Consider the following 17,624-nt stretch of genomic DNA (forward strand, 5'->3'; position numbering starts at 1 on the left):
GTGTTTGCGACTAAGTCATTGTTTCATTTCGCCATCATTTGACAAATCAGGACCTTGGTCTGACAGTCCCTGCCACGTCCCGCGCCATGCCGGACGGACACAGTGCGGACACGGATCATGGGAAAGAAGCTCACCGACACCATCGTGAAGGCCCTGCCGGTGCCGAAAACCGGCAACCGGATCACGTACGACGACGGCGAGAATGCCGTCAAAGGGTTCGGCATCCGTCTGACGTCCGGCGGTTCGCGGTCGTTCATTTTGAACTATCGCACCAGGACCGGCCGCGAGCGGCGCTTCACCATCGGCCAGTTCCCGGACTGGAAAACGGCCGCGGCCCGGGAAGAGGCAGCGAACCTGAAACAGCGCATCCGGCTTCAGGGGGAGGACCCCCTTGCGGCCCTCGAGGCCGACCGCGGCGCAAAGACGGTCGCCGATCTGGTTGAGCGATTCCTCCGCGAGCACTCGGAACGAAAAAACCGCGCCAGTACCACAGCTCTCTATCGCGGAATGCTGGATCGCTGGGTGCTGCCGAAGATGAAGCACCTGAAGGTCGGCGAGGTCACATTCAGCGACGTCGACAGCCTGCACGCCGTTGTCACGAAGGACGGTGGTCCCTATGCCGCGAATCGGATGCTCGCCGCCCTGTCCAAGATGTTCAACTTGGCGATCAAGTGGCAGTTGCGCACCGATAACCCGGTCCGCGGCGTCGAACGGAACCAAGAGGTGAAGCGGCATCGCTATCTGTCAGGCGACGAAATCACGGGCCTGCTGGCGGCGCTGAACGCCCATGAGGACAAGCAGGCCGCAAACATCGTCCGGCTCCTCTTGCTCACCGGCGCCCGCCGTGGCGAGGTTCTGAATGCGACATGGGATCAATTCGACCTCGATGCCGGACTCTGGATCAAGCCCGGCGCTACAACGAAACAGAAGACCGAACATCGCATTCCCTTGTCGGCTCCGGCCCGGCAGCTGCTTTCCGAAATACTGGCGGACGAAAGAGCCAAGGCTGCTAAAGCGGGTAGGGATCTCGCGCAGTGGGTTTTTCCCGGCCGGGTGAACAGCGGCCCCCGTGAGGGAATAAAACGCCCATGGGCCGAAGTCTGCGAAACCGCTGGCATCAAGTCCAACGTTCGCGTGCACGATCTGCGACACACCTATGCTTCGATACTGGCGAGTGCCGGCATGTCGCTGCCGATTATTGGGCAGTTGCTAGGCCACACGCAGGCGTCGACCACCCATCGCTACGCGCATTTGCTCGACGATCCTCTGCGCGCCGCCACAGAGCGGGTCGGCGCAATAGTCGACGCCGGTAAGAAGCCAACCGCTGAAGTTGTAGACATCACGCGGGGGCGGGGATGACTGCGCGACGAGCAAACTGCAGGTTCGCTCTGTCCGCGGAGCAGTGGGATTCGCTGTGCGCGGATCTACCAGATCTGCGAAAGATTCTGAGAGCCAGAACGCTCTTTGATGAGCGAATTAATACGTTTCGGGCTCTCTCAAGGGCAGATGACGAAACGAACGCTCCGCACGCGACGAAAGACAAGCTCCTGAAGATCGAGGCTGCGGCGAAAAAACTTAGGAGTGAGTTGCGGTCGCTGGATATTCGAGAGAAAATCAATCTAGCGAGATTGGCAGCCCCGGCGCAATCGCCTCTTTTGCTCGACAACATGCGCGAATTTTGGGGAGAGAGATCTTCGCTTTTCGATGGTCTCGATAGGGTTGAGAAGACTGCGCGCCGCGCCATAGAAGAGATGAAACCCAAAAAACGCGGGGTTGATGCAGGCAACAGGATGTGGCTCGTGGAGCAACTGGATAAGGATCTTGAATACTTCGGCGCCACACTGACCGGCCAAGGTGCCGCTTTTAATTTCGTCTGCACTGTTCTCACTTTCGCCGACCCAAAGATCAAAGATGGAGGTCGCATTGTCCGAGACTACATCGAACTGCCGAAGCGGCAGCGCAGCGCGGAACTAACCGCGAAGGATGAGCGCGATGAAGCGGAGGCCACGCTCTGGGGCTTCATCTTGCCGGATAAGTGACCCGCGTCTCACGTCGGATGTTGGAATGACAGATTGCGGGAAATTTCACCCCGAACCTGTCGGTCCGAAGTGAGCGGTCTAAAAATACGTTCCCGCTGTCATCAACTGGCTTAGGCCATCACAAAGGCAGCACAAAATGACCACCACCGACGATCAGACGGCATCGCCGTCTTCCGACGCAGGCATCCTGGCCGGCTACCTCGAACAGACCGAATTTGCCCGCACGCACCGCATCGCGACGCGCACGGTCGCGCGTTACCGCAACCGTGCAAACGGTCTGCCCTGGGTCGCCTTCGGCGGCAAGGTCTTCATTCCAATTCAGGAAGCAGGCGAGTGGCTCAAGGGCCAGGTGAAGCGCCCGAACCAGAAGCGCCGTGCTGGTTGATGTCTTCCGAAAGAGCGGCGAAGCCGGCCACCGCGCGACACGGTGAACCGACTTTAGAGAATGAGCAGCGTGACAAGCGCGTCCTCGATGTGGTCCGCCGATCACCATCCGGTGCCAGCGCAGTCGATATCGCCAAGGCATCCCTCGGCCACAGGGCTCGCCGGCATTCGAAGACAAGCCTGAATATGATCGGCCTCGGTATCGCGGCCCGCCTGTGCGGAGCCGGCTTGATCGAGCCGACGCGCACGAACCTGTTTAGGACCAAGCGGGAGGAGGCGGCGTGAGCATTGCGCAGGAGATCGCAGACGCCGAGGCATACCGGCGCCTGCTCCTCGGACAGCCCGCCGCATGACCAAAAAGCAGCCCGACAAGGTTCAGCAACGGTCATTCACCGGCGATAAGCTGGATTGGATGAGCGGCGTGATGGCCGATCCGCGTCTGGATGCCCGAGCGTTCGAGGTGGCGTTCTGCATCGCCCAGCACGTCAACCAGTATTCCGGGCTGGCTATCCTGTCGGACGAAACCATCGCGGACAAAACGGCCATCCCGAAGCGCTGGATCGCCCGTGCTCGGGCCGAGCTGCGCGCCACTGGCTGGATCGACTGGAAGCGGACCAAAACTGCCAACGTGTATTGGACCAAGGGAGAGCCCTTAAACGCTGTCATCGATCACCAAGTCATGCTCAAGGACCGCAGGGACGAGAGGCGAATAAAGCGGAAAACCATCGTCCAAGATCAGCCACCCGTGGCGTATCTAAAATACCAAGATCAGCCACCCGTGGCGTATCTAAAATACCAAGATCTGCCACCCGTGGCGTATCCAGATGTGCCACCGGTGGCCAATCGGGATTAGCCACCCGTGGCGCACATACACCTTCAAATTTACACCTTCACCTATACACCTTCAAAAATAGACAGCTCTCCAAGAAGGAAACTCTAGTTATGGAAGGGAGGGAAGAGAGCTGTCGAGCGAAGTGGCAGGAAAAGCTTCTGGAAACGATCGCCGAGGTGAAGAGGTTGCTCGCAGACGGCGAGACCAAGGAGTTCACGCTCACGATCTCACGAAAGCAGGCAATCCTTTGGCTGGACTTTCTCGAGTCCATGGATCCGGACATGCCACGGCGGCCAGTCATGAAGGCGCTCGGACCATTGGTCGGCGAGTACATGATGAACGACAAGCTGCAACGCTTGAACGATCTGGCTGACAAGCTTGGACCAGCAGTCGTCCAATTGAGCATGATCGCGGAGCGCTTGGAGAGCCGGCGCTGACTAGCTGACACGCTCGAGGGGGATATCTCGGCCCCGGTTTAGGTCGCTAAGCCGCCAAGCATTATTCGCACGATGTCTTCCTGCTCCATTGTGCGGTCCCCGAAGGACACAAGGCCAAGGGAATTATATTGGACGTGCTCGGGGCCTGCTTGCGCGCTTCAAATTAGTGTCCGTCGCTGCGTCAAAGAGCCGGTGACATTTGCGCCACACGACAGACCCGGACATGGCTTGTCACAAGATATGTTATCATAGGACATGGTCTGACAAATATCTGAGAAATTTGACTTTCGTGTTTTTGCTGGCACCCATGTCCGCATGATGTCCGACAGAGCCGCGAAAAACACGATGCAATCCGCTCGCTCCGCGACCGCGAAGTCGTCGACCACCAACCGCGCCAAGATCAGCAATGATCCGCGGTATCTCGCCGGCCATACGGGACGCTCGCCCGCCGGTCGTCGCCGGCGCGATCTAGTCAACTTCTATGTCGACGCACTTGGCGGCGCAGATAATGTGACGCCGGTGCAGGTGACCGACATCCGCCGCGCTGCCGAGTTAACCGCTCTTGCCGAAGAAACCCGCGCCAAGGCCCTCTGCGAAGGCACAGGCGCGGTTGACCTCGCGGCCCTCGTGCGCCTGGAGGGTGCCGCAAGCCGAGCTGTGCGGGCACTAGGCATCAAATCAGGACCATCGGCACAAAGGACCCCAACGATCTCGGAATGGATGGCTGCGCAGACTCCGCGGCGTGCAAAGGCGACTGCTGAATGAGCACAACAGCCAGCCATTCAGCGCAACCCATCGTGACCATCCTGGACGCGATGCGCCATCATGACCTGTTTGCCCGCTGGTTCAGGGATCCTGTTAGCTTCGCCTGTTGGTGCGTTCTCTTGTCGGCGCTGTTCGGCCTTCCCCTTGACCCCGCTCAGCTGGAGATATTCAAGACGTGCACCGGCCGCACCGCGCCGTTAGCCTCGGGCTACATCGAGGCCTGGCTGATCGTCGGGCGCCGCGGTGGCAAGTCTCTCATTCTCGCGTTGATCGCGGTTTATCTCGCCGTGTTCAAGGTATGGTCGGACCGCTTGGTTCCCGGTGAACGTGGCACCGTGCTCGTCATCGCCGCCGATCGTCGGCAGGCTCGCGTCATCTTCCGCTACATCACCGCGTTGATCACCGAGACGCCGATGATCGCCGCCATGGTCGTCGGCGAGATCACGCAAGATCGAATTGATCTCTGCAACGGCATCTCGATCGAGATCAGCACCGCGAATTTCCGCAGCGTCCGCGGTTACACGTTGGTCGCGGCCCTCTGTGACGAGATTGCGTTCTGGCAGGGCGATGACAGTGCCAGCCCTGATGTGGAGATCCTTGCCGCCCTCCGGCCCAGCATGACAACTATGTTGCCGGATGCCATGTTGTTGTGCGCGAGCAGCCCTTACGCCAAGCGCGGCGCGCTGTATGACGCATTCCGGAAATACTTCGGTCAGAATGATGTGCCGGTGCTGGTCTGGCGCGCCAGCACCACGACGATGAACCCTAGTGTGCCGGCGTCGGTCATCAGCGATGCCTATGACCGCGACCCGGCGAATGCCGCGGCGGAATTTGGCGCGGAATTCAGATCGGACATCGAGGCGTTTGTTTCGCGCGAAGCCGTCGAGGCCTGCGTCATCAAGCACCGCTACGAGCTACCCCCGACAAAGGAGCAAAGCTACGTCGCCTTCGTCGACCCGAGCGGCGGCAGTGCCGATTCCATGACCCTGGCGATCGCGCACCGCGAAGGTGACCGCGCCGTTCTGGACGCTGTCCGCGAAGCTAAGCCACCATTTTCACCCGAACAGGTCACGTCCGAGTTTGCGAAGCTGCTTAAGACCTACGGCATCAAAAAGGTTCAAGGCGACAAATATGCCGGGCTCTGGCCGCGGGAGCGCTTTGAAATTCACGGCATCACCTACGAGCCCAGCGCAAAGCCGAAATCCGACCTCTATTGCGAGATGCTCCCGCTGATCAACGGTGTTCGCGTCGATCTCCTGGATCATCCTAAGCTGATCTCTCAGATCTGCAGCCTTGAGCGTCGCACCGCGCGCAGCGGTAAGGATTCGATCGATGCCCTTGGTCATGAAGATATCGCCAACGCCGTAAGTGGCGCGGTGACGGGATTGATCCTGCATGACTGGTCTGGCGGCCGAGCCATGCTCGAGATCGCCCGCCAGGAGACGGCTGCGATGAAAGCCAATGGAACGTGGCCGCTGCCCCCCGACAACGACAAGCCGATGCCTATTGAACGCGAATGGGCTCGAGGATCCGTCGAGTGGCAACTTCAGCAAGAGGGCAAGCAAGGGCCTCCAGAGCAGAAGCAAATCCCCGCGCACCACATAGGTCGGACAGCATCTTTCGACGACGAAATGAACGAAAAATTCCGGTCGATGGGGATGATCGGGTGAAAGGACGCACAAAATGGCTCTGAATATCCGCATGTTGCCCCCGCCGGCGGTGATTAGTCAGACGATAGTCGTCAATGGCCGCAGCTATTCCGGTGCGCCCGGCGCGGTGATGGACATTCTCGATGCCGACGCCGTGATGTTGAGCGCAAACGGATGGGTTAAGGTCGCACTGTCGGGCCCGACCAGCGCACGGCCGTTGACCAGCCAAGCCACCGGGAGCCTCTACTTCGCAGCTCCGGGCTTGCAATTTTACGACACGAGCCTCGGCAAGATCGTCGTTTTTGATGGCGCCACCTGGCGCGATCCGGTCACGGGCGCGGCGGTCTAACCAGAGGAAACCCAAATGGCAACAGTCCACAAACTCGAAACGAAAGCTGCCGCGTCTCCGGCGCGCCAGCGCCTGCAAGACATTCTCGATCAACGCGCTCAGCACCAACGAAAGATCCAGGAAGCGAAGGCTGCCTATGATCGACTCACGAGCGTTATTGAGATCGCAGTCGAAACCCGCACGGCCCTGACGGAATTTGATGACAGATCAGCGGAAGATACCGCGGCGTGGGCCCGGTCACCTCTGAGAGGGGAAATGCCGAGCGTAGATTCCAACGCCCGCCAAAAGCTTCTCACTGATCATACTATTGCGCAAGAGAATGCGGACGCGGCACTCGCGGCCAGAAAGCAGTTCGAGCAGGCCATGCACGCCGAGAGCTTGGCGATTGAGGCCTTGAAGATCCCGGAGCAGCACGCCGTCGCCGACATCCTGATTGAGGAAGCCACGGGACCCGCTCTCGACGAACTTCGACGGGCGGTCATCTTCGCGGTCGAAAAACAAACTCGGGTGAAGGCGTGCTTTGACGCCCTGGTGACGATCGCCCATAGCGGCGATGCCGAGGCGATGAAGCCGGTATTTGCTAAGCTGCAACCGTTTTCCGAGGCCCTGCAACTTGCAGCCGCTCCGCCGGCACCCGACCATACTCCGCATCGTTCCGCCTGGCTCAAACTGGCCGCGGACCTGCCAAACAATCCTAACGCAACGCTCACGATATCGGCCGGCTAACATAGAAGGAATCTCGCCGTGCATTTTTATGGCTCAATCCAAAAGGTCGACACCGAGCAGCGCATGGTCTGGGGCTATGCCTCCACGGAAGCCACCGACGCGCACGGCGAGACCGTGACCAAGGCCGCGGTCGAAGCCGCGCTCAATGATTATCTCGAGTTCGCCAATATTCGGGAAATGCACCAGCTCTCTGCTGTCGGCACCACCGAAGAGGCCAGCGTTGACGACAAGGGCCTCTACATCGGCGCGAAGATCGTCGACGACGTCGCCTGGGAGAAGGTGACCAGCGGCGTCTACAAGGGGTTCTCGATCGGCGGCAAGACGCTGGCCCGCGACCCCGACAACAAGAAAATCATAACGAAAATTCTGTTGACCGAGATCAGTCTGGTCGACAGGCCGTCAAATCCGGAGGCGAGATTTGACGTTTACAAAGCCGCCATAGCCAAAGCAAACGCTGCGCTTGACAACATTGATCGATCCCTTGATCGAGTCCTTCAGCCGAAAGGCGCCGACATCATCGCGAAAGCTCTTCAGGAGAGAGACAACAGAATAGAGCAGTTAGAAAAACGGATTGTCGAGCTGCTCGCCGAGCCCATGCCGCCGAAGACTGCTGGTGCCTTTGGCTTTGTTGCGGTGTCCAAGGAAGCCGACGTCAGCGGGACGCTCGAAAAGAAGGGGCCGACGCAGGACGACATCACCAAGGCGCTGTCCGAAATGCCAAACGAAGACCGCGCATTGCTGCTGATCAAGGCCGCACAGGCCCTGCCGCGGCCGGTGACCATGTCGAGACCCGCAGAATGACGCCGATCGCTCGCATAGAGCACGCCATCGATCGGATCGAAACCGCGCTTGCCGTTACTGGATCGTACTGGGACGAAAACACGATGCCCGACGACGGCTATTGCTTGGATCCTGAGTTCATCGATCGGAGCGTCGCCTTGGCCGCCGACTTAGCTCTGATTTTCGTCGGTGCGTCTCACGACCAAATGCTGCAGCACCTCGTCACCGTTCGCGAACGAATGAAGATGCGACTCGCGGGCTCGCTCGGTGTCGAGGTCGCCGCGTTTGTCGCGGAGTCGTTCGTCGCGACCGTCGCCCGGTGCAAAAACGAAATTGAAAAGGCCACTGTCGCAAACTCGGGGACGATTCAATGATCACGTCATTCGAAGTCGGCGCGGTTTTCAAAATCGTCAACCAGGCCTCGCCGGCGCTCGCCCAGATCCTTCGGCAGATCCGCGAGCTCAACCTCGCGGTCGACAAGGCGCGCAAGAACCTCGCCCTAATCACGAGGCCCATCGGCATGGGAGCAGCGATCGGCGAGACCAACCGCCTGGCCGGTGCCTGGGGTGACGTTGCGGCAAACGCAACCGCGGCTCGGACCGCAATCCGTAACGCATCGGCCGCGAATGCCAGGGCGGCGTTAGCTCTGCCCGCCGGCTTCCCGGGCGGTGGCGGTCGTGGCGGACGAGGTCAGCCGGGATGGTTGCGTGGTGGCGGCGGCGCCCACATTTCTGGCCCTGGCATGTCCATCCCTGGCGGCAGCCATGTTCGCTTCGGCGGGGCGGCGATGCAGGTGCCGGCCTGCTCGGATATGGCGCCTATCAGGCGGCGGAGATGGAAGACGCGGTCCTCCAGTTGATCTACCACTCCGGCGTGGCGTCCAACGACGCCAACCGCTCCAAGTTTCGCAAGATCTTGCAGGACTCGATGTCGGAGAGCGGCTATTCGCTGCACGATATTTCGGAGTCGGCCAAGCAAGAAATCCGGATGTTCCAAGGCACCCAAGGCGGGGGCATTGATGTCCTGCCGGAGATGCTGCGCGCGGCGACGATCGAAGCCCGCTTGAAGGGCGAAAGCCCCGAAAGCTCGATGAAGGCGCTGATCGGCTTGGCACATATGCTGCCAAAGTACGGTCCGTCCGACATCAAGAAACTGGCGCCAGCGTTCGCGTTCCTGTCGACCGCCAATCCTGGCTCGCTGTCCTCGATTGAGCGCGCCGCCGGCTATGCGGTGCCGCTGCTGCGGGCTGGCCTCGAGATCGACCCGATGCAGTCCTTGCTGCTTGGCACCGCACTGACGCGCGCCGGTGCCACGTCGACAAAGTCCGGCACCTGGCTGCGCGAGATGGCGCTGCGGGCGATGCCGGGCACGTCGATGATGTCGAAGATGGCCTTCAAAAAGCACGAAGAGGCTTTGGCGGCGTTCGGCCTGGTCGACAAAAATCACCAGCCGACCTGGTTCACAGACGGCAAGCCTGACATCTTCAAGATGCTGGAGATTGCTGGCGGTCGCGCGAAAGAGATTCCGGTTGAGAAGCGCGCCGCCTATGAGCGGCAATTGTTCGGTGCGCAAGGCGGCGGCGGGTTCGCGCTGTTGGCCGATCCGGCGGTGCGAGAGCAGGTGCAGACGCTGATGAAGGAAATGAACTCGCCAGAGTTCAAGAATCGCTACGCCGGGTTCGCCGAGAATTATAAGGCCGGCTCGACCGTGCAGCAGGCGCGGACCGCAATGGCCGACTTCAACATCACCGCGATGGAGCTGGGCAAGGATACGTTGCCATCCGTGAATGTTGCGCTCCACGGTTTCAAGCGTGTCATGGATGGCATCCGCGACGTTTTGCCCGGGGTCAAAAATGACGGCAAGGTCGGCGGCTCCGCGATTCTAGGTGCGGTGGCAGGTGCGGGTACTGGGTTCACCATCGGGAAATTCGGCGGGCCGGCCGGGGCACTCAGCGGCGCGGTTGCCGGCGGCGTGCTCGGAGGCGCGTACGGCGTTGCCGAGCAATACATCGACAGCCACAAGAAACCCGCGAACGGGCCGCTCGCAACGGGCTTGATGGGCAGCGTCGCTTTGCTCGCGCAATACGCCCAGACCACAAACCAGGTCTGGACTGCGGCGCTGCAGTTGCTCAAAAGCCAGGCCGGCGAAAAGCACGAGACGTTTGGCGAACGCTATGAGCGGCGGGTCGGCAAGCACGCCGCCAACGAAGCTCCGCAAGCCAAGCTGGCACCGCTCGCGCTGACGATCAATCTCGACGGCCGTACGCTGGCCCAGGCGATGAGTAATTCCTGGTATTCCTTCCCGACGCAGGCGCCGGCCGCCGATGGATCCAGCCAGTTCTTCTCAGGCGATCACAACACCACGGACAAGTGATTCTACCTTTCCGGTCACCGCCGCGACGCGGGGACCGTTCGGGTTGATACCCGAGGGCGGCGGGGATTGGGATGCGAGCCTATCCCTGTCGCTGAATTTAAGGGGGCCGACGTCGCGGGCCTGGACGGCGGAGGTAACCGCCGGGCTCTGCGATGGCGGGATTCATGGGGGGCACATGAGCGCAGCGTTGAAGCTGTTCGAGGCTCTCGACGTCAGGTGCATTCCTCTTAAACAAGCGCGCCGACGCGGGCCCATGGAAACTCACGCGGTCAACATCGTCGACCGCATGATCCGGCAACATGGACTTCCACACGCGACACTGACCGTGCGAACGATTACCGAGTCTGAAGGCAACCAAGGCGCGCTTATCGCAGACGTCATTGAAGCGATTTCAGACGTGATCCGGCTCCATCCTCGCTGGGCGAATCTGGGCCTGCAATGGCTGGCCGCCTTCGACAAGATCGCGCTGATTGAACTCAGGCGCAAAGTGAAAGCTGCGAAAGTGGAGCTGCTGAGGGTCGGAATCGCAACGCTGATTTGCGTCGAGCTGGAAAAGATTCTCGGACCGTCCGTGTTACCGAAACCGCCGAAACCGGTGAGGGTCAAGGCCGAGCCGAAGCCATCGCGGGCGATCACGCGGATCCCAGAAATCGAAAGAAATATCGCGCTGGGCCTGCAGCTACTCGAGCTCAGAGCCAAGATCAAATCACACCGCGAGTTCGGTCGAGCACGCCGCCGGCTGGCTGGCATCGATACTCAGCGCGCCGGTCACCTCATGGCAGTGGTCAGAGCTTTTGGTACCAAGCCTGAAGTCTATCGGCGATTGAGCTGGAAGGCGCTTTGCGACATGTCGTCACCGTCATTCCCAGTTGCCGCGCGTGAGGCGTTGGAGAGCAGGATCGTCGCCGGCGAGCGCATCCGCGCGCCCGAGATCCGGGCAGCCCGCGGAGCGCTAAAGGCCGGCAAGAGGGGGCGCCAGGCCGATCAGCAGGCGCAGCGGATGGCGGCATGACATGCGCAACCGGCCGCGGCGTACATGTCGAAGGTTGGCGAGAGCTGTCGCCGCTGAGATCGAGTTCACGATGAAGCGGCTGCGAATCTTGAACCAGGAATTTTTGGAAGGCTAAGATGGGGCTAGGGAGACTACCGATGGGTCCGGACTGGCTGGCGCGTGGGCGGGGGCTCTTGCGAGCTTATCTGGTCCAACCCCCTGCAAAGCTCGAACGCAAGTCGCGACAAGGTTGAGAAATTCCGCGTGGTCGGCGCACCTCTTATCTTTGTAATTGCTTTGAATGTATTGCGCGAGACTCACTGCTGCCTTTGCGAATTCGCCGTCGGGGTACTGTTGGCCGCTCAATTCGCCCTCCTTAAGAAAACCAGCCGCACCGCGTGACCCCGCAGAGGTCCCTAAAAAGGCCCGCCGGAAGCAAATCAACAGCGGGCCTAATCAGGGTCGGGGATCATGTGGATTGTGGGTCCACCCGTTCCGGTTGAGTCAATGCATATAGATGAAAAGTAGTTCCCGTCACAAGACGCTCGTTATGGGCGAAGCATCTCGAAAATGGCGTAGCGACTAGGAGACCGTCAGGGTGTGATAGGGCGGGACTGACCGTTTAGAATTACGCTCCGAAGATCGCTTCGGAAGGGTTTTCTGACCCGCTCGGCAAAGCCTTATCCACGAGTACCAGGATCATCTCCATGTGCTTCCGTAGTAAAACCGCGTCGTCGCTGTCCTGCGCAGCCCGAGCCAGTGTTCGGATGTGCAGCAGAGCTTTCTTGGGATCGAGGAAAGGCTCTTTATCCCCCTGTCGGGAGAGGACTTCCTGCCCACGCGCCTTTATCAGTGTTCGGATGTGAGACAAGTCCTTACGCTTGTTCATCAAACCCTCCTTTGTCGCGGCGATGTCTAGGGCGAAGACTTCGTCTGACCCCGATGCAAACGGCCGCTATGATGACTGTCCCTAAAAACAAAAACGGTAGAATGGTCACAAGCGTTAGCATCGGTCTCAGACATTCTTGAGGAGGGATCATTAACGCTTCGGCGCCCGCATGGCCCCGCTCCGGCGGGGTTTTCTTTCGGGCCGTTCCAGCAACTTTATGCCCGTGGGGTGCTTAGCTATGGGGGCGTTCAGGGACGACGCCTCTCGGCGAAGGGCGCCCCGGCATTTGCAGGCTGCCGGGACCGTCCTGAGCCGGTTATCCCAGTCTTTGTAACAAAAAGCCGCCCATTGGGCGGCCTTTCTGTAAGGGGCGACAACACTCCATCAGGTACCGCCGCTGTACCCAACTTTTTCCTGGCCCTCTTCGTGGGCGGGTTTGTTGTCCGGATTATCTTCCTCTACGGCCTTCCTAATTTCGGCCTTTCTAGCTTTTTCGTCCTGCTCAAACTCCACGTGCGGCCTCTCGCCTCGGTTCTGGTGCTGGTCAGGATTATTCTGGTTCATGGCCGCTTGGCCGGGATATCCAGGGTCCGGATTCGGCGTATCGCCCGGATCACGGTTGCTGTAGGAACGCATACTATCGGGAGCCGGCGGCGGATCTTTACCCACGCTGGGTCGAGTTTTGGGATCGGTCATAATGGCGCTCCTTTGCACATGTGAGAGACCAATTCGCCGAGCAGCCCGCCGTTCCTTTATCAATGTGGTATGCTTGGCCCGTCGCTCCGGCGGGGTGTTCTATTTCAGGGACGGCGTCGTTTGCAGCGCCTCTTCCGTGATCGTCAGGATCAACTCTAAGTCATGCCGCATGACGGCAGGGTCTGCACTCTCCAGAGCAACGCGGACCAGCGCTTGGATATCAGCCAAGGCTTTCGCAGGGTCCAGGGCCTGCTGGTTGTCACTCATCAAATCCCCCTGTGCCGTAGCGGTCAGTTCGCTCTGGCACTACCAAAAGCTTAAAAAATGCGAACGCGACCAGGCCGATGACTAAACCGAGAACCTGGCGCTCACCAAAGTACTCGCCGATCAGCGCACCAACAAAACCGCAGACAACTAGACCGCCGAGCCAGATGAAAAACGTTTTCAATTCAATACCGTTCGCAGGGATCAAAATCCTCTAGGGCTTCGGCGAATTCAATCCGCGGCTTCAGTTTCCCTCTCGGTCCGCGTTTAGCTTGGGCTTTATTTGAATGGTGTCGCCACGTCCGGCAAATAGGCTATCAGTCCGATTAGAACAATAAATCCGACAGCGATCATGAGAAGCATGACCTTCTGAGGTCCACCAATCTTTCCCAACTCCGGGTTTGGTTCGCCCTGGCACGGGCGATAGGCGCTCTCGTTCGGTCATACGACTCCCCCTGAAATTGGCGGGAGCACAACACTCTCAGTCACCGATAAAGGCCGGGATCCGGTCGGTGATAAATCACTATGCGCCTATCGACACAGCTCGAGCGACTCAATTAGTGGCGATGCCGGTATCGTGAAGGTAAGGTGCTAAGCGGGCTATCTGTCTCTCGCCAGCTTCTCTCCCGGATTGCCGATTGGCGGCATCGTGTCGCCCTAAGCGGTATGTCCGGGATCAACATTCTTGGGCGTCTTCTTCTCCCGCTGGGGCGTCATTTTGGCGGGGTCAGGTTTTCCGAGCACTCCGCGAGGCCCGAGTTGATTCCTTTGGATATCATCTTCGGACAAGCGCGGTTCGCCGTCGTCGAGCTGTCTTCCAGGACCGTATTTCAAATCTGATGTCATGAACTAATCCTTCGATCATTAGGTCAATGACCGGCCGATGTATCGGTTCCTGGCGGGCGGGACCAATTCGTGTTCGTCCATATCTCAGCCGTGGAGAAGGCAGGATTCACCGGCCTGGCAGAGTTGAGGTCGTGGCGAACCGCGGCAAAGAGAGCGCGGAGAATCTGCGGATAGGTTAGTGAGCTGAGCCGGATGTACGCTTGCTCTCGATGTGAATGGCCCGGGCAATGCTTCGGGCCATTTGCCTTTCCGCTCTACTCAGCAACGCGTATTCGCGACCGCGCTAGGGTACTCGCTGGCCTTCGATTGCCAAACAAGCCAAAGGGCCGGCATCAGCTGCCGGCCCTTTTCGATTTCAGAACCAAGAGGTTCACGATTGATCAGTATCCCGGGGCCATCGCGCCCATCGGAGCACCCCAGTTGAAGCGGTAGTTCAGACCGACCTTGATGGTGTGCTGGTCGTTGTGGAGGTTGCCCCGAACCAAGCCCGGAGCCGGGCCAACGAAATTCACAGTGCCGAGATCGTAGTACTGGTACTCAAGCTTGCCCGACCAGTTCTGGGTAAACAGGTATTCGAGACCGCCGCCTACGGTGTAGCCGTCACGCCCGCCGTTGCCGGCGAAGCCGTTGGTGAAGCGCGAATCAGCCCAGCCGTAGCCGCCCTTGACGTACAGCAGCGCCGGACCAAAGCTGTAGCCGAGCCGGCCGGTGACCGAGCCGAGGCCACGGTTGGCGAAGGAGCTGCTGGTGTCGAGGAAGCTGTAGTTTGCTTCGATACCGAACACCCAATTCGGCGCGAATTGCGTGTCATAGCCGATCTGACCACCGCCCATGAACCTGCCGTCGTTATTGTTGCCGACGAAACCGGGAGCCAGAATGTTGTTCTCACCACCGAAGGCACCACCGATGTGGCCACCGATATAGAAGCCGGTCCAGTTATAGATCGGCGCGGGTGGTAAGGGCGGTGCCTTTGTGTAGGGGCGAGCCGCGAGATCGGCGGCGGAGGCAGCCGACGCGCTGATCAGCACGGCTGCGGTCGCTAGAAGAAACTTCTTCATGAGGAAAACCTCTAATTGGAAACGATCGATCGATAGCACTCAATATAACGGTAGGAGCTCGGGTGCGGCTGTAGCGTGTCTGCCACACTCGGTTGAATTGTTGGCGACCCGCTGCCAAAAAAAAGCCGCCATTTCTGGCGGGGCTAAGGATGATTCGATTCCTGGACCGGACAGTCGCCGGCTTAGACAAATTTCCCCTTCGCCTTCAGCCCGATCTCGATGAGGCGGCGGATGGCTTCGGAGCGGCCGGGCTCATCGTTTTGACGAGCGGCCCAAGCGTCGATCCGAGTCATAAACTCATCTGATAGTCGGATGGTCCGCACTGGATCCTGGCCGGTGGATGGTCTGCCCGGACGTTTTCGTATTACGTTTACAGTTGACTTGCGCATAAATGCGTAATACACAAACGCCTGCGCAAAAACAAGCGGCCCGCCGAGGTGTCTCACCACCTGCGACGGGCCTAACCCCAGCGAGAAAAGGTCTTCTTCGCCATGGCTGATTCACAACATACCACGAAACCGTCCGCAGCGCCTCAGGAAGGCCACTCACAGTCGACCGCTGGTGATCCGGTGGTGGAGCTGTCTCGTGAGTTGCTCCGCCTGTGGGACGCAGATGAAGCCGCTCAGCGGGAATTCTCGCTGCATCGTAAGGCCTCCGGGCACGCCAGAGTTAACACCCAAGGGGAGTTTGGCGAATGGCGCGACGCGGTCGAAACGATCATCGGCTTTTCCCAAGCGACGAGCCTCGAAGGTGCTTTAGTTCAACTGGCTCTCGCGCTGGACACCATCCGCGATATCTTTCGCGATAACGAAGGCGAGCTTGATCGTCGGCTTCGATCGGCAATACGCGGGATCAGGCAATCCCTTCATACCGAGCTAGATCCCACGGTCCGATCGCTTCTGAAGATCTACGGCGCCAGCGATGAAACTCACCCGCTCTGGATCGACCGGGTTGATGCCTGGGCCGAGAAGGGGCGCACGCAACGACACCAGGAAGGCGGCTAACAGATCCGCAGACGGTGTTTCATCACCAGTAGCCCGCCGGTCCATCGGCGGGTTTTTCTTGCATCGGATTATCGCTTGGTCTTTGGTCCGCTTTCCTAACAATCGGAGAAAGTTTCGTGGCTACAGGCACAGTGAAGTGGTTCAACGGGCAGAAGGGGTTTGGTTTCATCCAGCCCGACGACGGTGGCAAGGACGTGTTTGTTCATATCTCGGCCGTCGAGAAGGCAGGATTCACCGGCCTGGCAGAGGGCGCCAAGGTGTCCTACGAGGTCGTAGCGAACCGCGGCAAAGAGAGCGCGGAAAACCTTCGGCTAGGTTAGCGAGCTGAGCCGGATTTAAGCTCGCTCGCGATGTGGATGGCCCGCAGCAATGCTTCGGGCCATTTGCGTTTCTGGTTAGTCAGCGACCGTTTATTCGGCTGTTAAAGACGTGCCCAGCTTAACCAAATATATCTATTTCCGCCATTAGCCGGATAAAGGATGCTCCGCTGCTGATCAAATGTACGGCGACGGGAGTAGGGGGCTGCGCAACCTTCTCTTCCGCCTGTTCGTGGCGGTAGAAGTGGCAGGCGTCGATCCAATCTTTGAAGCTGGCGATGATTTTTGGTGCGGCGAGATTGGTCGCCTGGTCATCTTCCTTGAAGAAATGCCTTAACTGAGGGGTAAGACGTTCAGTTTCCTTAGCCCCGAGCCTAGGTTCGCTAGGCGACATCAACTTGAACAGATTTTCAGCGGCACCGAAAACCCGCCGAATGGCCAACTTGTTGTCTTTGCCAAGTAGGGTCAGGCCGCCTTCAAATTCGTGGCGAACGTTGGCGTAGCGGGGGTTTGCTAGCGCGGCAATCGTCGACGCGCGGTTGTGCGCGAACTCGTCATCGACGTGATGATGAACTCCCCCTTCGGGATCCATGCGGTAGGAAATATTTTCTTCCTCAAAGACGCGGTTCGTCCTCGCCACCCAGGTCCTCGCATAGGAGTCTCCCGATTCTTGAAGGCGCCTATAAGCAAGTGTCAGAAGACTAAGAATATCGACAACATCCCATTTCGAGAGGACGCGTTGCCAAGTGAGTCCGGTCGAGTATGGAGTTGGCAAGCCCATCTCGCCCTCAGCATATTGAGGGAAACTCTTCCCGACGTTTGTCAAATGGTGGGCGAATCGATGCCTCATGCGCTCACTGTCGCCGACAGCGTTTCCGCGCTCGACGTAGACTAAATCGAATCTCTTACCTAGAGGAACGCCGACAGGAGGAGTAAATCCGGACATTGTGCGGACACGCAAATGAGAAGAGTATGGAAGTAACTCACTATGCCAACAAGCTATTGTTTTTGTTTTACATTTGGTGAGCGCGGAGGGACTCGAACCCTCGACCCCATGATTAAAAGTCACGTGCTCTACCACCTGAGCTACGCGCTCACATGTCGCGCTGTGTAGGGGGCCAGTCCGCGCTGGTCAATAGCGCCCGTGCCTGCGCGGGATAATGCACAACACAATTAACCCATCCAAATCCGGGTCTTAGAGACAAAACTTTTTCAGCAGCCTGCA

The 17,624-nt window shown here is 59.2% G+C and carries 24 protein-coding genes, 1 tRNA gene and 1 pseudogene; 18 read left to right on the forward strand and 8 right to left on the reverse strand.

Translation table 11 applies throughout. The features are described 5' to 3' along the window. Nucleotides 1–117 precede the first annotated feature (117 nt). The 15 genes from ACZ5IL_RS12135 (at nucleotide 118) to ACZ5IL_RS12205 (ending at nucleotide 11,346) form a co-directional block, all read left to right on the forward strand. Nucleotides 118–1,359, forward strand: a complete 1,242-nt coding sequence (locus tag ACZ5IL_RS12135; protein WP_464591735.1) for a tyrosine-type recombinase/integrase — start codon at nucleotides 118–120, stop codon at nucleotides 1,357–1,359. A gap of 227 nt (nucleotides 1,360–1,586) precedes the next feature. After that, entirely contained in the window at nucleotides 1,587–2,039 is a 453-nt protein-coding gene (locus ACZ5IL_RS12140) for a hypothetical protein (protein WP_464591737.1), read from the forward strand. Between the two features lie 136 nt (nucleotides 2,040–2,175). Next, complete coding sequence (locus tag ACZ5IL_RS12145; protein WP_464591739.1) at nucleotides 2,176–2,424, forward strand: hypothetical protein; 249 nt, start codon at nucleotides 2,176–2,178, stop codon at nucleotides 2,422–2,424. Further along, the gene (locus ACZ5IL_RS12150; protein WP_464591741.1) at nucleotides 2,424–2,708 is read left to right on the forward strand and encodes a hypothetical protein; all 285 of its coding nucleotides are present in this window, start codon (nucleotides 2,424–2,426) and stop codon (nucleotides 2,706–2,708) included. The genes ACZ5IL_RS12145 and ACZ5IL_RS12150 overlap by 1 nt, the downstream gene beginning before the upstream one ends. A 64-nt stretch (nucleotides 2,709–2,772) precedes the next feature. Next, entirely contained in the window at nucleotides 2,773–3,276 is a 504-nt protein-coding gene (locus ACZ5IL_RS12155) for a hypothetical protein (RefSeq protein ID WP_464591743.1), read from the forward strand. 89 nt (nucleotides 3,277–3,365) lie between these two features. Then, nucleotides 3,366–3,692: a hypothetical protein gene (locus tag ACZ5IL_RS12160; RefSeq protein WP_464591745.1), complete on the forward strand. Its 327-nt coding sequence runs from the start codon at nucleotides 3,366–3,368 to the stop codon at nucleotides 3,690–3,692. Between the two features lie 318 nt (nucleotides 3,693–4,010). Then, the gene (locus tag ACZ5IL_RS12165; RefSeq protein ID WP_464591747.1) at nucleotides 4,011–4,457 is read left to right on the forward strand and encodes a hypothetical protein; all 447 of its coding nucleotides are present in this window, start codon (nucleotides 4,011–4,013) and stop codon (nucleotides 4,455–4,457) included. Nucleotides 4,458–4,489: 32 nt separating this feature from the next. Beyond that, nucleotides 4,490–6,127, forward strand: a complete 1,638-nt coding sequence (locus tag ACZ5IL_RS12170; protein WP_464591749.1) for a hypothetical protein — start codon at nucleotides 4,490–4,492, stop codon at nucleotides 6,125–6,127. Nucleotides 6,128–6,140: 13 nt separating this feature from the next. Continuing rightward, nucleotides 6,141–6,455 carry a hypothetical protein gene (locus ACZ5IL_RS12175; protein WP_464591751.1) on the forward strand — a complete coding sequence of 105 codons (315 nt, stop codon included), beginning with the start codon at nucleotides 6,141–6,143 and terminating at the stop codon, nucleotides 6,453–6,455. Between the two features lie 15 nt (nucleotides 6,456–6,470). Further along, nucleotides 6,471–7,181 (forward strand): hypothetical protein, encoded by a 711-nt coding sequence (locus ACZ5IL_RS12180; protein ID WP_464591753.1) that lies wholly within the window; start codon nucleotides 6,471–6,473, stop codon nucleotides 7,179–7,181. A gap of 18 nt (nucleotides 7,182–7,199) precedes the next feature. Further along, complete coding sequence (locus ACZ5IL_RS12185) at nucleotides 7,200–7,982, forward strand: HK97 family phage prohead protease (protein WP_464591754.1); 783 nt, start codon at nucleotides 7,200–7,202, stop codon at nucleotides 7,980–7,982. After that, nucleotides 7,979–8,335, forward strand: a complete 357-nt coding sequence (locus ACZ5IL_RS12190; RefSeq protein ID WP_464591756.1) for a hypothetical protein — start codon at nucleotides 7,979–7,981, stop codon at nucleotides 8,333–8,335. Before ACZ5IL_RS12185 ends, ACZ5IL_RS12190 begins: the two co-directional genes overlap by 4 nt. After that, nucleotides 8,332–8,820: a hypothetical protein gene (locus tag ACZ5IL_RS12195; protein WP_464591758.1), complete on the forward strand. Its 489-nt coding sequence runs from the start codon at nucleotides 8,332–8,334 to the stop codon at nucleotides 8,818–8,820. The genes ACZ5IL_RS12190 and ACZ5IL_RS12195 overlap by 4 nt, the downstream gene beginning before the upstream one ends. Further along, a complete protein-coding gene (locus ACZ5IL_RS12200) occupies nucleotides 8,796–10,334 on the forward strand; it encodes a hypothetical protein (protein WP_464591760.1) in 1,539 nt (512 codons plus the stop codon). Before ACZ5IL_RS12195 ends, ACZ5IL_RS12200 begins: the two co-directional genes overlap by 25 nt. 175 nt (nucleotides 10,335–10,509) lie before the next feature. Continuing rightward, nucleotides 10,510–11,346 (forward strand): hypothetical protein, encoded by an 837-nt coding sequence (locus ACZ5IL_RS12205; RefSeq protein ID WP_464591762.1) that lies wholly within the window; start codon nucleotides 10,510–10,512, stop codon nucleotides 11,344–11,346. 607 nt (nucleotides 11,347–11,953) lie between these two features. Here the strand turns inward: ACZ5IL_RS12205 and ACZ5IL_RS12210 are convergent. The 5 genes from ACZ5IL_RS12210 to ACZ5IL_RS12230 all read right to left on the reverse strand — a co-directional run bounded on the left by ACZ5IL_RS12210 (nucleotide 11,954) and on the right by ACZ5IL_RS12230 (nucleotide 14,020). After that, nucleotides 11,954–12,214 carry a hypothetical protein gene (locus tag ACZ5IL_RS12210; RefSeq protein ID WP_464591764.1) on the reverse strand — a complete coding sequence of 87 codons (261 nt, stop codon included), beginning with the start codon at nucleotides 12,212–12,214 and terminating at the stop codon, nucleotides 11,954–11,956. A gap of 384 nt (nucleotides 12,215–12,598) precedes the next feature. Beyond that, nucleotides 12,599–12,910 (reverse strand): hypothetical protein, encoded by a 312-nt coding sequence (locus tag ACZ5IL_RS12215; RefSeq protein WP_464591766.1) that lies wholly within the window; start codon nucleotides 12,908–12,910, stop codon nucleotides 12,599–12,601. Between the two features lie 99 nt (nucleotides 12,911–13,009). Beyond that, nucleotides 13,010–13,177 (reverse strand): hypothetical protein, encoded by a 168-nt coding sequence (locus ACZ5IL_RS12220; protein WP_464591768.1) that lies wholly within the window; start codon nucleotides 13,175–13,177, stop codon nucleotides 13,010–13,012. Further along, nucleotides 13,170–13,358, reverse strand: coding sequence for a hypothetical protein (locus ACZ5IL_RS12225; protein WP_464591770.1), 189 nt, complete (start codon nucleotides 13,356–13,358; stop codon nucleotides 13,170–13,172). The genes ACZ5IL_RS12220 and ACZ5IL_RS12225 overlap by 8 nt, the downstream gene beginning before the upstream one ends. A gap of 473 nt (nucleotides 13,359–13,831) precedes the next feature. Continuing rightward, the gene (locus tag ACZ5IL_RS12230) at nucleotides 13,832–14,020 is read right to left on the reverse strand and encodes a hypothetical protein (protein ID WP_464591772.1); all 189 of its coding nucleotides are present in this window, start codon (nucleotides 14,018–14,020) and stop codon (nucleotides 13,832–13,834) included. 51 nt (nucleotides 14,021–14,071) lie between these two features. Here ACZ5IL_RS12230 and ACZ5IL_RS12235 point away from each other — a divergent pair. Further along, nucleotides 14,072–14,199, forward strand: a pseudogene (locus ACZ5IL_RS12235) (cold-shock protein); the annotation flags it as partial. 201 nt (nucleotides 14,200–14,400) lie between these two features. On the opposite strand, the gene ACZ5IL_RS12240 reads toward ACZ5IL_RS12235, so the two are convergent. Next, nucleotides 14,401–15,078: an outer membrane protein gene (locus ACZ5IL_RS12240; RefSeq protein ID WP_464591774.1), complete on the reverse strand. Its 678-nt coding sequence runs from the start codon at nucleotides 15,076–15,078 to the stop codon at nucleotides 14,401–14,403. Nucleotides 15,079–15,569: 491 nt separating this feature from the next. On the opposite strand from ACZ5IL_RS12240, the gene ACZ5IL_RS12245 reads away from it, so the two are divergent. Together ACZ5IL_RS12245 and ACZ5IL_RS12250 are read left to right on the forward strand one after the other, a co-directional pair. Further along, nucleotides 15,570–16,082, forward strand: a complete 513-nt coding sequence (locus tag ACZ5IL_RS12245) for a hypothetical protein (RefSeq protein WP_464591776.1) — start codon at nucleotides 15,570–15,572, stop codon at nucleotides 16,080–16,082. 116 nt (nucleotides 16,083–16,198) lie between these two features. Further along, the gene (locus tag ACZ5IL_RS12250; RefSeq protein ID WP_464591778.1) at nucleotides 16,199–16,402 is read left to right on the forward strand and encodes a cold-shock protein; all 204 of its coding nucleotides are present in this window, start codon (nucleotides 16,199–16,201) and stop codon (nucleotides 16,400–16,402) included. Between the two features lie 118 nt (nucleotides 16,403–16,520). Here the strand turns inward: ACZ5IL_RS12250 and ACZ5IL_RS12255 are convergent, their stop codons facing one another. Together ACZ5IL_RS12255 and ACZ5IL_RS12260 are read right to left on the reverse strand one after the other, a co-directional pair. Then, a complete protein-coding gene (locus tag ACZ5IL_RS12255; protein WP_464591780.1) occupies nucleotides 16,521–17,345 on the reverse strand; it encodes a hypothetical protein in 825 nt (274 codons plus the stop codon). Between the two features lie 74 nt (nucleotides 17,346–17,419). After that, nucleotides 17,420–17,495: transfer RNA gene (locus tag ACZ5IL_RS12260), tRNA-Lys, on the reverse strand. Nucleotides 17,496–17,624 lie beyond the last annotated feature (129 nt).

The sequence above is a fragment of the Nitrobacter sp. CN101 genome (assembly GCF_055390255.1).